A 15,404-nucleotide genomic window follows, 5' to 3' on the forward strand; every position below is an offset into this window, starting at 1 on the left:
TTATGAATTGCTCAGTGCCTGCTCCATGGCGAGCACCGCGCGTTCGGTTGCATCGCTCGCGCAGCAGTCGATCACGATGCGCTCGGGCATGGACCGCAGCCACGTGAGCTGCCGTTTGCAGAGTTGCCGCGTGGCGAAGATGCCTTTGTCGCGCATCGTCGCGTAGTCGATGCTGCCGTCCAGATATTCCCAGGCCTGGCGGTAGCCCACGCAGCGCATCGAAGGCAGACCCGGATGCAGGTCGCCGCGCGCGCGCAGCGCTTTCACTTCGTCGATGAAGCCCGCGGCCAGCATCGCGTCGAAACGCGCTGCGATGCGCGCGTGCAGCACGGCGCGGTCCGAGGGTTCCAACGCAATGGGCACGAAGCGAAACGCGCGCGCGGGATCGTCTTCGTTCGCTTGCGTGGGCGCCGAGAGCAGCACGGACATCGGCTGCCCGGTCAGCATGAAGACTTCGAGTGCGCGCTGGATGCGCTGCGAGTCGTTGGGCGCGAGGCGCGCGGCCGTGGCCGGGTCCACCGTGGCGAGCCGCGCGTGCAGCGCGGGCCAGCCTTCGCGGGCGGCGTCGGCGTCGAGCGCGGCGCGAATCGTGGGGTCCGCGGCGGGCAGGTCGTTGAGGCCGTGCGTGAGGGCGCGGTAGTAGAGCATCGTGCCGCCCACCAGCAGCGGTACGTGTCCGCGCGCAATGATCTCGGCAATGACGCGTAGCGCGTCGGCGCGAAAATCGGCGGCGGAGTAGGCATCGGCGGGGTCGACGATATCGATCAAGTGATGCGCCACCGCGGCGCGCTCTTCGGGCGTGGGCTTCGCGGTGCCGATGTCCATGCCGCGATAGACCAGCGCCGAATCCACGCTGACGATTTCCACCGTGAGTCCGCTCGCCGCTGCGCGCGCTGCGAAGGCGAGTGCCGCCGCGGTCTTGCCGGAGGCGGTGGGGCCGAGCAGGCACGCCACCTGGGTGACGGCTTCAGGCTGCACGCTCATTGACCGCGCATGAAGAGGCGGTCGAGGTCGGCGAGCGTGAGCTGATACCACGTGGGCCGCCCGTGGTTGCACTGGTCGGCGCGTTCGGTGGCTTCCATCTGGCGCAGCAGCGCGTTCATCTCGTCGAGCGTGAGGCGCCGGTTCGCGCGCACGGCGTGATGGCACGCCAGCGTGCCGAGCAGTTCGTGCTGGCGTTCCGTGAGCACGCGCGAGCCGCCGTAGGCGTGCAGGTCGGCCAGCACGGCGCGCGCGAGCGCTTGCAGGTCCGCGTCTTTGAGCAGCGCGGGCACGGCGCGGATGGCGAGCGTGGTGGGCGAGAGCACGGCGATGTCGAAGCCGAGCGCATCCAGCGTGGCGCGCTCTTCTTCCGCAGTGCCGATTTCCACGGCGTCCGCGTGCATGGAAAGCGGAATCAGCAGCGGCTGCACGGCCACGGCGCGTTCGGCGAGCGCGTGCTTGAACTGCTCGTAGAGAATGCGCTCGTGCGCGGCGTGCATGTCGACGATCACGAGGCCGCGCGTATTCTGCGCGAGCACGTAGATGCCGTGGATCTGGCCCAGCGCGAAACCGAGCGGCTGTTCGTCCGAGGCGGAAAGCGTCGCGGCGTTGCCTGCGTAGGCGCCGAATGCGCCGTAGGTGCCGGTGTCGTTTTCAGTGGGCGCGTCGCGTGCTTCGAGTACGGTGCTGCCCGCGTCGGTGCCGGTGCCCACGTCTTTGCGGCCGAATAGCGCGTCGTAGAGCGCGAGCGGCTGGGCGACCGGCAACGAGCCCTGCGTCATGCGGCTGTCGCGCAGCCAGGTCGTGCCGGAAGACTGTCCGCGTGCGGCGGCGCCTGCGCCGAATCCATTGCCAGGCGTGCCACCGAAAGAAGCCGCCGACGACCCCAGCGGCGTGGAGCCGAACGATGCCGGCGCACCGAGTACGCCGAGGTCGGCCGCATGTCCGCCCGCCGTCGTTTCCGGCGATGCCCCCGCATGCCGCGCAAGCGCACGCTGCACGGCATGGAACACGAACTGGTGAATGGAGCGCGAGTCGCGGAACCGCACTTCGATCTTCGAGGGATGCACGTTCACGTCCACCGCTTCGGGCGGCAGGTCGAGGAACAGCACGTAGGACGGGTAACGGTCGCCGTGCAGCACGTCTTCGTACGCGGAGCGCACGGCGTGCGTGAGCAGCTTGTCGCGCACGAAGCGGCCGTTCACGAAGAAATACTGCTGGTCCGCGCGGCCGCGGCTTGCCGTGGGCAGACCCGCGCAGCCGTACACCGCGAGCGGCCCGGCCGATTCGTCGAGCGGCAGATGCGCCGTGGCGAACGTCTCGCCGAGAATCTTCGCGACGCGCGCGGGCGGCTCGCTCGCGTTCCAGTGTTCGACGGCGCGGCCATTGTGGAGCACCGAAATCGCCACGTCGGGCCGCGCGAGCGCCGCGCGCCGGATCATCTCCAGGCAGTGGCCCAGCTCTGTCTGCTCGCTCTTCAGGAATTTGCGGCGCGCGGGCGTGTTGAAGTACAGCTCGCGCACTTCGATGGTCGTGCCGCGTGTGCCCGCGGCGGGCGCGAGCACGCCGGTCTGCGCGTCGATGCGGATGGCGTGCGGTGCGTCGTCGGTGCGGCTAGTGATGTACATCTGCGCCACCGACGCAATGGACGCCAGCGCCTCGCCGCGAAACCCGAGCGTCGCCACCGCTTCGAGTTCGGCGAGCGAGCGGATCTTGCTCGTGGCGTGGCGCATCAACGCGAGCGGCAGTTCGGCTTCGGGAATGCCGCAGCCGTCGTCGGTAATGGAGATGCGTTTGACGCCGCCTTCGTCGAGCAGGATGCGCAGCGTGGTGGCGCCGGCATCGAGCGCGTTTTCGACGAGTTCCTTGACCACCGACGCCGGCCGCTCCACCACTTCACCGGCGGCGATCTGGCTGATGAGCTGGTCGGGCAGCGGCTGGATGGCGCGCGGCGGCTGCGCCGCGCGGGGCGCTGCGCCGGCTACGCGCGCGCTTTCGCCGTCTGTGGCCGCTGGGGTGGCCGCGCTGGCGGCGGAGTCGAGATTTTGGGACTGGGACATGCGGGCCATTATATAAGCGCAGCCTTGGGCGGACTTGTGCTGCGAGGGTGCGGGGCTGGGCGGCTCGGCGCCGTGCGGCTCGACTCGACTCGGCTCGACTCGACTTGACGCGGTGGGGCTCGGTTCAATGCGGCTCGACTTCGCCACCCGTCACCCGGCACAGCTTCGCCCCCGCACACTTTTGCCCGGGCATGTCTTCCCATCGCACAGCCGCCCGGCCAGGCACGGCACGCAACGGCGGGACTCCGCCCGCCCGGCGTCTGGCGCGCAGCGAAGTCGCCTTCTTGCCACTCATTTGCGCCCCTTTTGCCCTCTTTCGCTCCCCCCAAGCGCGACTTCGCACATTGGTGAGGTGCCACGGCCTGGTATCATGGCGCCGTCAGCGCGCCGGCTCGCGGTGCCGGCCTCACCAGGCGCCAGGGCCGACAATGCAGGGTTCAGGGCCCGATCATGCCGCGCGCCGCGCTTCACTCCTCCATCCGCTCAATAAGGGACGCCTTTGGATACGCTGCTGCAGTTCGTCAATCTTGTCTTGCACATCGACAAGTTCCTCGGAGTTTTCATCCAGCAATACGGCGCCTGGGTCTACGCGGTGCTGTTTCTGATCGTGTTCTGCGAAACGGGCCTCGTCGTGCTGCCGTTCCTGCCGGGCGACTCGCTGCTGTTCATCGGCGGGGCCTTCGCCGCTGCGCACGAGATGGATCTGGCTGCGCTGATCGTGCTGCTGCTCGTGGCGGCCGTGACGGGCAACACGGTGAACTATCTGGTGGGGCGTGCCATCGGCCCGAAGGTGTTCAGTACGCACATACCGGTGCTGGAACGCTTCCTGGACCGCGCCGCGCTGCAGAAGACCCACGATTTCTACGATCGCCACGGCGGCAAGACCATCGTGCTCGCGCGCTTCATTCCCGTGGTGCGCACGTTTGCGCCGTTCGTGGCGGGCGTGTCGGGCATGTCGATGAAGCGCTTCCAGCTGTTCAACTTCACGGGCGCGCTGTTCTGGGTGCTGCTGCTCGTGCTGCTCGGCTACTTCTTCGGCAACATTCCGTTCATTCGCCAGTACCTGAACGTGATCGTGCTGGTGGGCGTGGGCGCGGCGGTGGTGCCCGTCGCGCTCGGCGCGCTGTGGAAGCTCATGAGCCGCAATGCGTCGGCTGGCTCGGCGCGCAAGCCGGGTGGCGGACGTTAAGTGCACGTTAAGCGGACGTTGAGCGAACATTAAGCGGACGCCAGAAGCGCACGTTAAAGAGAGCCCGCATTGAAAGCGACGATTGCCTGATTCCGGACCTGTCATGTTCATTTCGCCGCAACGCTCTCCCGCCGACCTCCAGCATCCCGAGCAGTTTTCCGCGCTCGAAGAACCGCCGCTGCCGCGGCCCCAGGGCGTGCGGCGCGACGTGCTCGCGGGTCTTTCCATCGCCGGGCTGCTGTTGCCCGAAGCGGTCGCCTACGCGGGCATCGCGAACCTGCCGCCGCAGGCGGGCCTCATCGCGCTGCTCGCGGGGCTCGTGGTCTACGCGCTCGTCGGGACGAGCCGCTTTGCGATTGTCTCGGCGACCTCGTCTTCAGCGGCCGTGCTGGCTGCGACGGTGCTCTCCGAGCCTGCGTCCAACGCGGTTGCGCAGCTTTCGCTTGCCGCGGCGCTGGTGGCCACCACGGGCGTGCTCTTCATGCTGGCGGGCGCGGCGCGTCTGGGCGGCATGTCGGACTTCATTGCGCGGCCCGTGCTGCGCGGCTTCACGTTCGGCCTCGCGCTCACCATTCTCATCAAGGAACTGCCGAAGATCGCCGCGGTGCCCGTCAAGCACAGCGATGCCCCGCGCATCCTCGTCGAGTTCTTCCAGCAGGCCTCGCACTGGAATCCGTACAGCGTGGCCGTGGGCGCCGTGGCGCTCGCGATTCTGTTCGGCCTTGGGCGCCGCACGCGGCTGCCGGCGTCGGTGGTCGTGATCGTGCTCAGCGTTGCCGCGAGCTATGGGCTCGACTGGCATCGCTACGGCATTGCGTCGGTGGGCGAGATCGATCTGCAGAACATTTCGTTCGGCCTGCCCGTGCTCGGGCGTTCGCAATGGATGCAATCGGCGGAACTCGGCTTCGCCCTGATGCTGATTCTCTATGCCGAGTCGTATGGCTCCATTCGCAATTTCGCGCTCAAGCACGGCGATACGGTGTCGGCCAATCGCGACCTCGTGGCGCTCGGTTGCGCCAACCTGGTGTCAGGGCTGCTGCATGGCATGCCCGTGGGCGCGGGCTATTCGGCCACGTCGGCCAACGAGGCCGCAGGCGCGCAAAGCCGGCTCGCGGGCGTGTGCGCTGCCGTGGTGGTCGGCATCATCGTGCTGGTGCTGCTGCCCGAACTCGCGCGCACGCCGGAGCCGGTGCTGGCCGCCATCGTGATCTTCGCGGTGAGCCATTCACTGCATCCCTCGGTGTTCAAGCCGTATTGGACCTGGCATCGCGACCGGCTCGTGGTGATCGCGGCGCTGGCCGCGGTGCTCGTGCTCGGCGTGCTGCACGGGTTGCTGGCTGCGATCGGCGTGAGCCTGCTGCTTACGCTGCGCAAGCTTTCGGAGCCCAACGTGAGCGTGCTGGGCCGGCTGCGCGGCACGCACGATTTCGTCGACATCTCGGCCCACCCCGACGCGCAACCCATACCGGGCCTGCTGATCGTGCGTCCCGAGGTGCCGCTCTTCTTCGCCAATACGGAACGCGTGCTGGGCCAGGTGCGCGCGCTGCTGCGCGAGGCGGCGCCGGTGCAGACGGTGATGATGAGCCTGGAAGAAACGCCTGACGTCGATGGGTCCGCCATCGAGGCGCTGCGCATCTTCGCGGCGGAATGCCGCTCGCGCAATCTGAAGCTGGTACTGGTGCGGCTCAAGCCGAGAGCGCTGCGCGCGTTGCAGCGCGCAGCCGACGACGTGATGCCGGCCGACACGCTGCACGAACTGAGCGTGGACGAATGCGTGTCGTCGGTGAACGGAGCGCAGGCGCCGGTTGCTTCCACGTAGACGTGAGTTGCGAGATCCGGCGACCATCGCGTGCCGGCCGGCGCCGGCAACACCCTCTAGTCCTGCCATGCCCACGATGCCCGCATGAGACTACCGCGCGCCCGGCAGCGGCATGTCGGCCGGCGCGCCTTCGCAGAGGTGGTCGCAGAGCCACCGTGTAGCGGGGCCCGTCGCCGTATCGGTGCGATGGATCAGCGACACGTTGTAGTTCACCCCGCGCCGGTCCGCCAGTTCGACGCGCACGAGCCGCCCCGCATCGAGGTCTGCTTGCACGAGGTGGCGCGGCATCGACCCCCAGCCCAGCCCCGCCAGCAACAGACGATGCTTCGCGCCCAGGTCGCCCAGCTTCCAGGTGCGCGTGCCGTAGACGCCGAAGCTTTGGCCCTCGGTGAGGCGGCTGCGGTCGGTCAGCACGAGCTGGGTGTGCTCGCGCGCTTCGGAAACGCGAATGGGCTGCGCGAGGCGCGCAAGCGGATGGTCGGGCGCCGCTACGTGCACCAGTTCCACAGACCAGATCGTTTCGGCTTCTATCACGTGCGGCCAGTTCTGGTTGGGCCCGCTGATGCCCACGAGGCACTCGCCGTCCAGCACGAGCTTGAGCACGCCGCCGAGCGCCTCCATCGTGAGATTCAGCGCGACGGTGGGAAACTCGCGCGCGAACGCCTGGAGCGCTTCGACAAGCCGTTCGGAGGGGAACATCACGTCCACTGCCAGCGACACTTCGCTCTCGAGTCCGCGTTGCAGGCCGGCTGCCTTGGCGCTCAGCTGGCCGGCGAGCAGGTCGAGGCGCCGGGCGTCCGCCAGAATCGCGCGGCCCGCCGCGGTGAGCTGCGGACGCCGCTTGCCGCGCTCGAAGAGCGCGACGCCCAGCTGCGTTTCGAGGCTCGCAATGGCGTAGCTCACGACCGACTGCGCGCGCCCGAGCCGCTCGGCCGCGGCGGAGAAACTGCCGGTCTCGCTGACGGCGATAAGCGTGCGCAGTTGATCGAGGCTCGGGCTGCGGTCTTGCGGTTGGGTAGGGCGGCTCACGCGATGTATCGAAAAATTGGATATGAATGATCTAGTTTAGCCGGTTGTTTGAATAGGAGGCGTTCGGTACAGTCCGCGAACCTGTTTTCATTGCGTGCCGATTGCCTTGTCTACTTCCCGTTCCCGTCCGCTTTCCGAAGCCACTTCGTCCGTCGCGCCCGCGGGCCGTTACAGCGCCGTGGCCATGCTGCTCCACTGGAGCGTGGCCGCGCTGATCGTCTGGGGCTTCGCGCTCGGCTGGATCATGACCGACATCCCGGGCATCACGCCCACCAAGCTGCGCTATTTCTCGTGGCACAAGTGGATCGGCGTCACGGTGCTCGTGCTCGTACTCGCGCGCGTTGTCTGGCGTGCCACGCACCGTCCCCCCGCGCTGCCCGACGCGATGCACGGCTGGGAGAAGCTGGCCGCTCACGCGGGCCACGCCGCGCTCTACGTGCTGATGTTCGCGGTGCCGGTGAGCGGCTATCTCTATAGCTCGGCGGCCGGCATTCAAGTGGTCTATCTGGGCGTGCTGCCGCTGCCCACGCTGATCGGTCCCGACGACGCGCTCAAGGTCGTGCTGAAGACCGTGCATATCGCGCTCGATTACGCACTGGCCGCCGTCGTTGCCGCGCACCTGCTTGCCGTGGTCAAACACGAACTGCTCGACAGGCAGCGCATCGTGGCCCGCATGCTGCCGTTCGGCGGGCGGGGCGGCGCATCGGGTCGTTGATCGCAACACCGCGATCCCTTCGCTTCACCGCTCGTCGCTCACCACACAACATTCACCGCACTCACCCGATATGAACCGACGTCTCGTTTCGCTTTGCGCGCTCGCCGCATCCGCCGCCTTCGTGGCGGGCGCCGCCGCGCTTTCGCTTCCCGCGCTCGCCGCTACCGATGCCTCGAAGACCAGCGTCAGCGCCGTCTTCAAGCAGATGAACGTGCCCGTGGAAGGCAAGTTCAACCGCATCAACGCAGCCATCCGCTTCGACCCGGCGAATGCCGCCGCGGGCAGCGCGAAGATCGACATCGATGTGGCGAGCTTCGATCTCGGCTCGCCCGAATACAACAAGGAAGTGGCGGGCAAGGAATGGTTCGACGCCGCTGCCTGGCCCCACGCTACCTTCGTTTCCACGCAGATCAAGCCGGCGGCCAACGGCGCCTACAGTGTGGCCGGCAAGCTCACCATCAAGGGCAAGACCACCGACGTCGTAGTGCCCGTGCAGTTCCGCAAGGACGGCGCGAACGAAGTGTTCGACGGCACGCTGCCCATCAAGCGCCTGGCCTACGGCATTGGCGACGGCGAATGGAAAGACACCTCCGTCGTGGCCGACGACGTGCAGATCAAGTTTCACATCGTCAGCGCGGGCAAGTGACGCGCTCGATCTTTTGTCTCAACCGTTTTCCGCAAACCAGGAAGTGAACACATGAAGACCCGCCTTTCGCTTATCGCCGCATTCGCCGCCGTTCTCTCCGCACCGGCGTTCGCGACCACCTACAACCTCGATCCGACCCACACGTACCCGAGCTTCGAAACCGACCACTTCGGCGGCGTTTCGGTGTGGCGCGGCAAGTTCACGAAGTCGAGCGGCACAGTGGTGCTGGACCGCGCAGCGAAGACCGGTACCGTGGACGTGACCATCGACGCATCGTCCATCGACACCGGCAACGGCGCGCTCGACAAGCACGTGCGCTCGGCCGAAATGCTCGACGTCGAGAAGTACCCGACGGCCGTCTACAAGGGCACGTCGATCCGCTTCGACGGCGACAAGCCTGTGGAAGTGATCGGCACCTTCACGCTGCATGGCGTGACCAAGCCGCTGAACCTGAAGATCGATTCGTTCAAGTGCTTCACGAACCCGATGCTCAAGCGCGAAGTGTGCGGTGCAGACGCTACCGCCCAGTTCGACCGTGCCGACTTCGGCGTGAACTACGGCCAGGCCTATGGCTTCAAGATGGCCACCACGCTGCAGATCCAGGTGGAAGGCGTGAAGGCCGACTGAGGCTGGCTTAGCTCGACCGAATGCGGCGTTAGCGCGGTTGCTTGCGCGCCGCATCGGTCAACAGACGCAATCAGACGCAGGCAGTGAAAAGCCCGTGTGCTCTTTCGAGGCACACGGGCTTTTTTCATTCCCTGCGGACTTTCTCGTCAACCTCGGCTGCCTTTACGCACCCCCTTACGGCAACCCCCTTACGCACCCTCTTACGCCCCACTGACCGCCTGCTGCTGCGCGTCCTGGAGCAGCACCGCGTCGCGCTTGTCGAGCAGATGCTGGCGCAGGATCGTGGCGAGCCGCTTGCCGTCGCGTGATTCGAGCGCCTTGATCATCTCTTCGTGGTCGTGCACGGCGTGGTCCCACTTCGACGCCGAGAAGTTCGAGCGAAACCGCAGCGCCTGCAAACGCCGGTTGATCGAAAGCCACGTCTGTCGGAGTGCCGAATTGCGCGCGGCCTCGTTGATGCGGTCGTGAATCTGCATGTTGCGGCTGTAGTAGCCGGGCAGGTCGTTCTGCGCGTGGCAGGCCAGCATTTCGTAGTGCAGCGCCTTGATCTGCGCGAGTTCCGCAGGCGTGATGCGCTCGCAGGCCAGTTCGCCCGAAAACGCTTCGAGTCCGCTCATCAGTTCGAACATCTCGCGAATCTCGGCCGCCGACATGCGCGACACCGACGCGCCGCGATTCGGCGAAATATCGATCAGGCCTTCCGCTGCCAGCACCTTCAGTGCCTCGCGCAGCGGCGTGCGCGAGATGCCCAGCATTTCGCAGAGTTCGCGTTCGTTGAGCTTCACGCCGGGCGCGAGCCGCCCCTCCACGATGAAGTTGCGCAAGTGCTCCACCACCGTGTCGTGCAGACGCAGCCGCTCGACGCGCGGCAAGGTGGGCGTGAAAGAGGCGTCGTCGGCAATATCTGTATTTCGCATGCAATTTCCCGTCATCGAATCGCGTCAGCCGGCGGCTTGGCCAGACGCGAGCGGTATTTTACCAACGCGGACCGGATGTTCGGATTCTAGTGCCAGACAAGGCGTGACGCGGCCTCTGCGAGGCTAAGGGTTTGTCCTGGCCGCTGTGATGCACATTGCGCCTTCCCAGAGACCTATTCGTGCTCTAAAGTATTTTGCATGCAAAATTCAAAAAGGACGCGCAATGCTTGAACTGGACTTTCATCCCGCCGGCCGTCACTTCCTGCAGATTCCCGGGCCCAGCCCCGTGCCCGACCGGATTCTGCGCGCGATGAGCTATCCCACCATCGACCATCGCGGCCCGGAGTTCGGCGCGCTCGGCCTGCGGGTGCTGTCCGGCATCAAGAAGGTGTTTCAGACCGCGCAGCCCGTCGTGATCTATCCGGCCTCGGGCACCGGCGCCTGGGAGGCCGCGCTGTGCAACACGCTGAGCCCCGGCGACACCGTGCTGATGTACGAGACCGGCCACTTCGCCACGCTCTGGAAGAAGATGGCCGAGAGCCTCGGTCTGAAGCCCGAGTTTCTCGGGCTGCCCGGCGTGGAAGGCTGGCGGCGCGGCGTGCAGGCGCCCATGATCGAAGCGCGGTTGCGCGAAGACACGCAGCACGCCATCAAGGCCGTGTGCGTGGTGCACAACGAGACCTCGACGGGCGTGACCTCGGACATCGCCGCGGTGCGCCGCGCCATCGACACCGCGGGCCACCCGGCGCTGCTCATGGTCGACACGATCTCGGGCCTCGCCTCCGCCGACTATCGCCATGACGAATGGGGCGTGGACGTGACCGTGTCCGGTTCGCAGAAGGGCTTGATGCTGCCGCCCGGCATCAGCTTCAACGCGGTGTCGCAAAAGGCGCTGGAAGCGAGCCGCCACGCGAAGCTGCCGCGCGCGTTCTGGGGCTGGACCGAGATCATCGAGATGAATCGCACCGGCTACTGGCCCTACACGCCGAATACGAACCTGCTCTACGGCCTCGCCGAAGCGCTCGACATGATCTTCAGCGAGGGGCTCGACAACGTCTTCGCACGTCACCAGCGCCTCGCCGAAGCGTGCCGCCAGGCGGTGCGCGCGTGGGGCCTCGAGATTCAATGTGCCGACCCGGCTGTCTACTCGCCGGTGCTCACGGGCGTCGTGATGCCCGAGGGCGTAGATGCCGACGCCGTGCGCAAGCTGATCTACGAGCGCTTCGACATGTCGTTGGGCACGGGGCTCGGCAAGGTGAAGGGGCGCATGTTCCGCATCGGCCACCTGGGCGACTGCAACGACCTCACGCTGATGGCCACGCTCGCCGGCTGCGAGATGGGGCTGAAGCTGGGCGGCGTGAAGCTCGCGGGCAGTGGCGTGCAGGCGGCCATGGAATATCTCGGCACGCACGCGCCGGCGCGTGCACTGCGCGTAGCCGCGTGAGGGCCGCGCGATGAATCGTCCCGAAACCCTCGACTTCGCAGCGGCCGGCAGCAGCCCCGCCCGTACCGCTGCACGCGCCCAGTGGCTTGCCGATGCGCGCGCCGATCACTCACCCATCGTGCGCGTGCCCGACGAACTCGCGCCCGCCACCGCTGAGGACGCCTTCGACACCCAGCACGAGACGCTGCGCCGCCTGAAGTACGGCATCGGCGGCTGGAAGGTGGGCGCGAAGTCGCCCGACGCACCCGCGCAAGGCGCGCCGTTGCCTGACGCGTTGCTCTACGCGAGCCCCGCGCGTCTGCACTTCGACGCGCACGCGCCGTTCGCGCTCGAACTCGAGATCGCGTTTCGCCTTGGCCGCACGTTTGAAGCGAGCAGCACGCCCTATGCCGCGCAAGACGTGATGTCGTCCATCGAATCGATGTGCGCGACCATCGAAGTCGTGACGAGCCGCTTCGCCGCGTGGCCCGACGTGGACCGCCTGTGGCAGCTTGCCGATCTGCTCAATCACGGCGCGCTGATTGCGGGCGCGCCCGTGCCGTATCGCGACGACTTCCCGTTCGCCGCGCCGTCGCTGCGCTTCACCTATAACGGCGCGAGCGTGTTCGGTTCTGAGCCGGCGAACCCGGCGGGCGATCCGCGGCGGCTCTTGACCTGGGTCGTGAATCACAGCACTGGCCGCGGCATGGCGCTGGAAGCGGGCACCGTCATCACCACCGGCAGTTTCATCGGCATGTGGAGCGCACGCGAGCCAGGCGTTGCCGTGGGCGAGATCGAAGGGCTGCCGCCCGTGCAGGTGCAGTTCGACGGAGCCGCCCGATGACATCGGCGCCGCGCAGCGCAACGCTCGTGCGGCCGGTGCGGCTCATGCCGTCGGACCCTGGCGGCACGGCGGGGGGTGCGATGGCGCCCACGCCGCTTGCCGTCCAGTTGGGCAATGCGCTGCGCGGCGACGTGTTGTTCGACCGTGCCTCGCGCGGCCGCTATGCCACGGACGCCTCGATCTACCAGATCACGCCCGTCGGTGTAGCGGTGCCGCGCGACGAAGACGACCTGCTCACAGCATTGCAGATTGCCCGCGAAAACCATGTGCCCGTGCTCGCACGCGGTGCAGGGACGAGCCAGTGCGGTCAGACCGTGGGCGAAGCGCTCGTGATCGATACGTCGAAGTGGCTCAACCGCGTGAAGCACTTCGATGCTGAAGCGCTGACGGTAATGGTCGAGCCCGGCATGGTGCTCGATCATCTGAACGCGTGGTTGAAGCCGCACGGGCTCTGGTTTCCCGTGGACGTCTCCACAGGTGCGCAATGCACGCTAGGCGGCATGGCCGGCAACAACTCGTGCGGCTCGCGCTCCATCCAGTACGGCAACATGGTCCACAACGTGGCCGCCATCGATGCCGTGCTCGCCGACGGCACGCTCGCGCGCTTCGGCCCGCTTGCGCAGATGGAAGCGGCGACCCCTCGCGTGCGCGCCATCGTGGACGGTCTGCGCAACATCGCTTCACGCGAGCGCGACGAGATCGTGGCGCGCGTGCCCAAGGTGCTGCGCCGCGTGTCGGGCTACAACCTCGACGTGTTCGACTGCCAGAACCCGATGCCCTACAGCGCGGACGGCGAGCCGAATCTCGCGCACGTGCTGGTGGGCTCCGAAGGCACGCTCGCGTTCAGCCGCGAACTCACGCTGAAGCTCGCGCCGCTGCCCGCGCACAAGGTGCTCGGCGTCGTGAGCTTTCCCACCTTCTACCAGGCAATGGACCTCACCCAGCACATCGTGCGGCTCGGTCCCTCGGCGGTGGAGCTGGTCGATCGCACCATGATCGATCTCTCGCTCGGCAATCCGGCTTTTAGGCCCGTGATCGAAGCAGCGCTCGTGGGTCGTCCGCAAGCGGTGTTGCTGGTCGAATTCGCGGGCAGCGAGCAGGCGCCGTTGCTACGCCGGCTGGAAGACCTCGTCGCGCTGATGGGCGACCTCGGCATGCCGGGCTCGGTCGTGCGCATGACGGACACGGGCCCGCAGAAAGCGCTCTGGGACGTCCGCAAGGCCGGGCTCAACATCATGATGAGCATGAAGGGCGACGGCAAACCGGTGTCTTTCATCGAAGACTGCGCGGTGCCGCTCGAACATCTCGCCGAATACACGAGTCGCCTGACCGACGTGTTCCACCGACACGGCACGGAAGGCACGTGGTACGCGCACGCGAGCGTGGGCACTTTGCACGTGCGGCCCATTCTCGACATGCGCCGCGACGGCGCCGCGAAGATGCGCGCCATTGCCGAAGAAGCGGCGGCGCTTGTGCGCGAGTACAAGGGCGCTTATTCGGGCGAGCACGGTGACGGCCTGTGCCGCGGCGAATGGATCTCGTGGCAGTACGGACCGCAGCTGACGCGCGCATTCGGCGAAGTCAAAGCGCTGTTCGATCCCGACAACCTGTTCAGCCCGGACCGCATCGTCGCGCCGCCGAAGATGGACGACGCGCGTCACTTCCGCTTTGCACCGGGCTACGCAGAAACACCGTTCGAACCGAAGCTCGACTGGTCCGCGTGGAACGTGACGCGCGACCCCCTCACCGGCGCGGAAGGCGCGCCGGGCAGTGGCGGCGACCGCACGCACGGACTCGCGAAGGCCGTGGAGATGTGCAACAACAACGGCCACTGCCGCAAGTTCGACGCGGGCACGATGTGCCCGAGCTATCGCGTGACGCGCGACGAGCAGCACGTCACGCGGGGCCGCGCGAATACGTTGCGGCTGGCGTTGAGCGGGCAGGTCGGGGAGGCGGGTCTGGCGAGCACCGAGGTACGCGAGGCGCTCGACCTCTGCGTCTCCTGCAAGGGCTGCAAGCGCGACTGCCCAACGGGCGTCGATATGGCGAAGGTGAAGATCGAGGCCCGCGCGGCATGGTATGCGCGGCATCCCATGCGCTGGCGCGATCGGCTCGTCGCGTTTCTGCCGCGCTATGCGGCGCTCGCCGGCGGGTTTGCGCCGGTGACGGCGTTCGTCACGCATTCGTCGGCGGCGCGCGCGCTGCTGGCACGCTTCGGCATTGCGCCCGAGCGCAGCCTGCCGCGTTTCACGAAGAGCTTCCTTGCGAGCGTGCGAGGCGAGCGTCGCGGGCAGGGGACCACTGCCGGTGCAGTCAGGTCAGCCACGCGCGAAGTCCTGCTCTTCGTCGATACCTTCAACAACCACATGGAACCCGAGAACGCGCGCGCGGCGCGGCGCGTGCTCGAAGCGGCCGGCTACACCGTGCACGTCGATCCGTTCGCGGCCCAGGGTGCCGCGGCGCGCAGCGAGCGCCCGTTGTGCTGCGGCCGCACGTTCCTCGCCGCGGGACTCGTGGACGAAGCGAAGGCCGAAGCGCGCCGCACGCTGGATGCGTTGCGGCCGTTCGTCGAGCGCGGCGTGCCCATCGTCGGGCTGGAACCGTCGTGTCTTTTCACACTGCGCGACGAGTTCCTCGCGTATGGTTTCGGCGACGTGGCACAGCGGCTCGCGCAGTCCGCGCTGCTGTTCGAAGAATTTCTCGTGCGCGAGCGCGAGGCCGGCCGCATGCAGTTGCCGCTGAAGGCGCCTCACGGCATGAAGCGCGCGCTGCTGCACGGCCATTGCCACCAGAAGGCGTTCGGGGCGTTTGCGCCTTCGCGCACGGTGCTCGGCTGGATTCCCGGCATCGACGTGGCCGTGATCGAATCGTCGTGCTGCGGCATGGCCGGCAGCTTCGGTTACGAGGCCGAGCATTACGAGGTGTCGATGGCGATGGCCGAACTCTCGCTGCTGCCCGCCGTTCGCGCGGCGGAGCCGGGCACCGTGATCGTGGCGGACGGTACGAGCTGTCGCCACCAGATTGCCGATGGGGCCGGCGCGAAGGCGCGCCACGTGGCCCACATTCTCGAGGAGGCATTGATGTAGCAAAACGGGCAGTCATTCCAACCACACCTGACCACGCACGGCGCGCTACCTCGATGCAGCGCTACAGC

Annotated in this window: 12 protein-coding genes; 8 read left to right on the plus strand and 4 right to left on the minus strand. The window is 67.3% G+C overall.

Going from position 1 to position 15,404, the window contains the following annotated elements; genetic code table 11:
• Both miaA and mutL read right to left on the minus strand, forming a co-directional pair.
• The gene (gene miaA, locus PKKP23_RS10190; RefSeq protein WP_126876782.1) at positions 1 to 984 is read right to left on the minus strand and encodes a tRNA (adenosine(37)-N6)-dimethylallyltransferase MiaA; all 984 of its coding nucleotides are present in this window, start codon (positions 982 to 984) and stop codon (positions 1 to 3) included.
• Entirely contained in the window at positions 981 to 3,050 is a 2,070-nt protein-coding gene (mutL, locus tag PKKP23_RS10195; protein WP_126876783.1) for a DNA mismatch repair endonuclease MutL, read from the minus strand. The genes miaA and mutL overlap by 4 nt, the downstream gene beginning before the upstream one ends.
• Before the next feature lie 490 nt (positions 3,051 to 3,540).
• Here mutL and PKKP23_RS10200 point away from each other — a divergent pair, with 490 nt between their 5' ends.
• Both PKKP23_RS10200 and PKKP23_RS10205 read left to right on the plus strand, forming a co-directional pair.
• Complete coding sequence (locus PKKP23_RS10200) at positions 3,541 to 4,230, plus strand: VTT domain-containing protein (RefSeq protein WP_017772861.1); 690 nt, start codon at positions 3,541 to 3,543, stop codon at positions 4,228 to 4,230.
• 103 nt (positions 4,231 to 4,333) lie between these two features.
• Complete coding sequence (locus PKKP23_RS10205) at positions 4,334 to 6,049, plus strand: SulP family inorganic anion transporter (RefSeq protein WP_126876784.1); 1,716 nt, start codon at positions 4,334 to 4,336, stop codon at positions 6,047 to 6,049.
• 90 nt (positions 6,050 to 6,139) lie between these two features.
• Here the strand turns inward: PKKP23_RS10205 and PKKP23_RS10210 are convergent, their stop codons facing one another.
• A complete protein-coding gene (locus tag PKKP23_RS10210) occupies positions 6,140 to 7,078 on the minus strand; it encodes a LysR family transcriptional regulator (RefSeq protein ID WP_017772863.1) in 939 nt (312 codons plus the stop codon).
• A gap of 106 nt (positions 7,079 to 7,184) precedes the next feature.
• Here PKKP23_RS10210 and PKKP23_RS10215 point away from each other — a divergent pair, with 106 nt between their 5' ends.
• The 3 genes from PKKP23_RS10215 to PKKP23_RS10225 all read left to right on the plus strand — a co-directional run bounded on the left by PKKP23_RS10215 (position 7,185) and on the right by PKKP23_RS10225 (position 9,066).
• Complete coding sequence (locus tag PKKP23_RS10215) at positions 7,185 to 7,793, plus strand: cytochrome b (protein ID WP_420873212.1); 609 nt, start codon at positions 7,185 to 7,187, stop codon at positions 7,791 to 7,793.
• Between the two features lie 70 nt (positions 7,794 to 7,863).
• Positions 7,864 to 8,439 carry a YceI family protein gene (locus PKKP23_RS10220; RefSeq protein ID WP_017772865.1) on the plus strand — a complete coding sequence of 192 codons (576 nt, stop codon included), beginning with the start codon at positions 7,864 to 7,866 and terminating at the stop codon, positions 8,437 to 8,439.
• Between the two features lie 51 nt (positions 8,440 to 8,490).
• Positions 8,491 to 9,066, plus strand: a complete 576-nt coding sequence (locus tag PKKP23_RS10225; RefSeq protein WP_126876785.1) for a YceI family protein — start codon at positions 8,491 to 8,493, stop codon at positions 9,064 to 9,066.
• A 200-nt stretch (positions 9,067 to 9,266) separates the two neighbouring features.
• Here the strand turns inward: PKKP23_RS10225 and PKKP23_RS10230 are convergent, their stop codons facing one another.
• The gene (locus PKKP23_RS10230; protein WP_017772867.1) at positions 9,267 to 9,983 is read right to left on the minus strand and encodes a GntR family transcriptional regulator; all 717 of its coding nucleotides are present in this window, start codon (positions 9,981 to 9,983) and stop codon (positions 9,267 to 9,269) included.
• Positions 9,984 to 10,206: 223 nt separating this feature from the next.
• Here PKKP23_RS10230 and PKKP23_RS10235 point away from each other — a divergent pair, with 223 nt between their 5' ends.
• Genes PKKP23_RS10235 through PKKP23_RS10245 form a run of 3 tightly spaced genes read left to right on the plus strand, consistent with a single transcriptional unit; the run spans position 10,207 to position 15,336 of the window.
• Positions 10,207 to 11,427: a pyridoxal-phosphate-dependent aminotransferase family protein gene (locus PKKP23_RS10235; RefSeq protein WP_126876786.1), complete on the plus strand. Its 1,221-nt coding sequence runs from the start codon at positions 10,207 to 10,209 to the stop codon at positions 11,425 to 11,427.
• A 10-nt stretch (positions 11,428 to 11,437) separates the two neighbouring features.
• The gene (locus PKKP23_RS10240; RefSeq protein WP_126876787.1) at positions 11,438 to 12,250 is read left to right on the plus strand and encodes a 2-keto-4-pentenoate hydratase; all 813 of its coding nucleotides are present in this window, start codon (positions 11,438 to 11,440) and stop codon (positions 12,248 to 12,250) included.
• Positions 12,247 to 15,336: an FAD-binding and (Fe-S)-binding domain-containing protein gene (locus PKKP23_RS10245; protein ID WP_126876788.1), complete on the plus strand. Its 3,090-nt coding sequence runs from the start codon at positions 12,247 to 12,249 to the stop codon at positions 15,334 to 15,336. The genes PKKP23_RS10240 and PKKP23_RS10245 overlap by 4 nt, the downstream gene beginning before the upstream one ends.
• The last annotated feature ends 68 nt before the right edge of the window (positions 15,337 to 15,404 follow it).

The organism is Paraburkholderia kururiensis JCM 10599 = LMG 19447, from assembly GCF_003986935.1.
Classification (GTDB): Bacteria; Pseudomonadota; Gammaproteobacteria; order Burkholderiales; family Burkholderiaceae; genus Paraburkholderia; species Paraburkholderia kururiensis.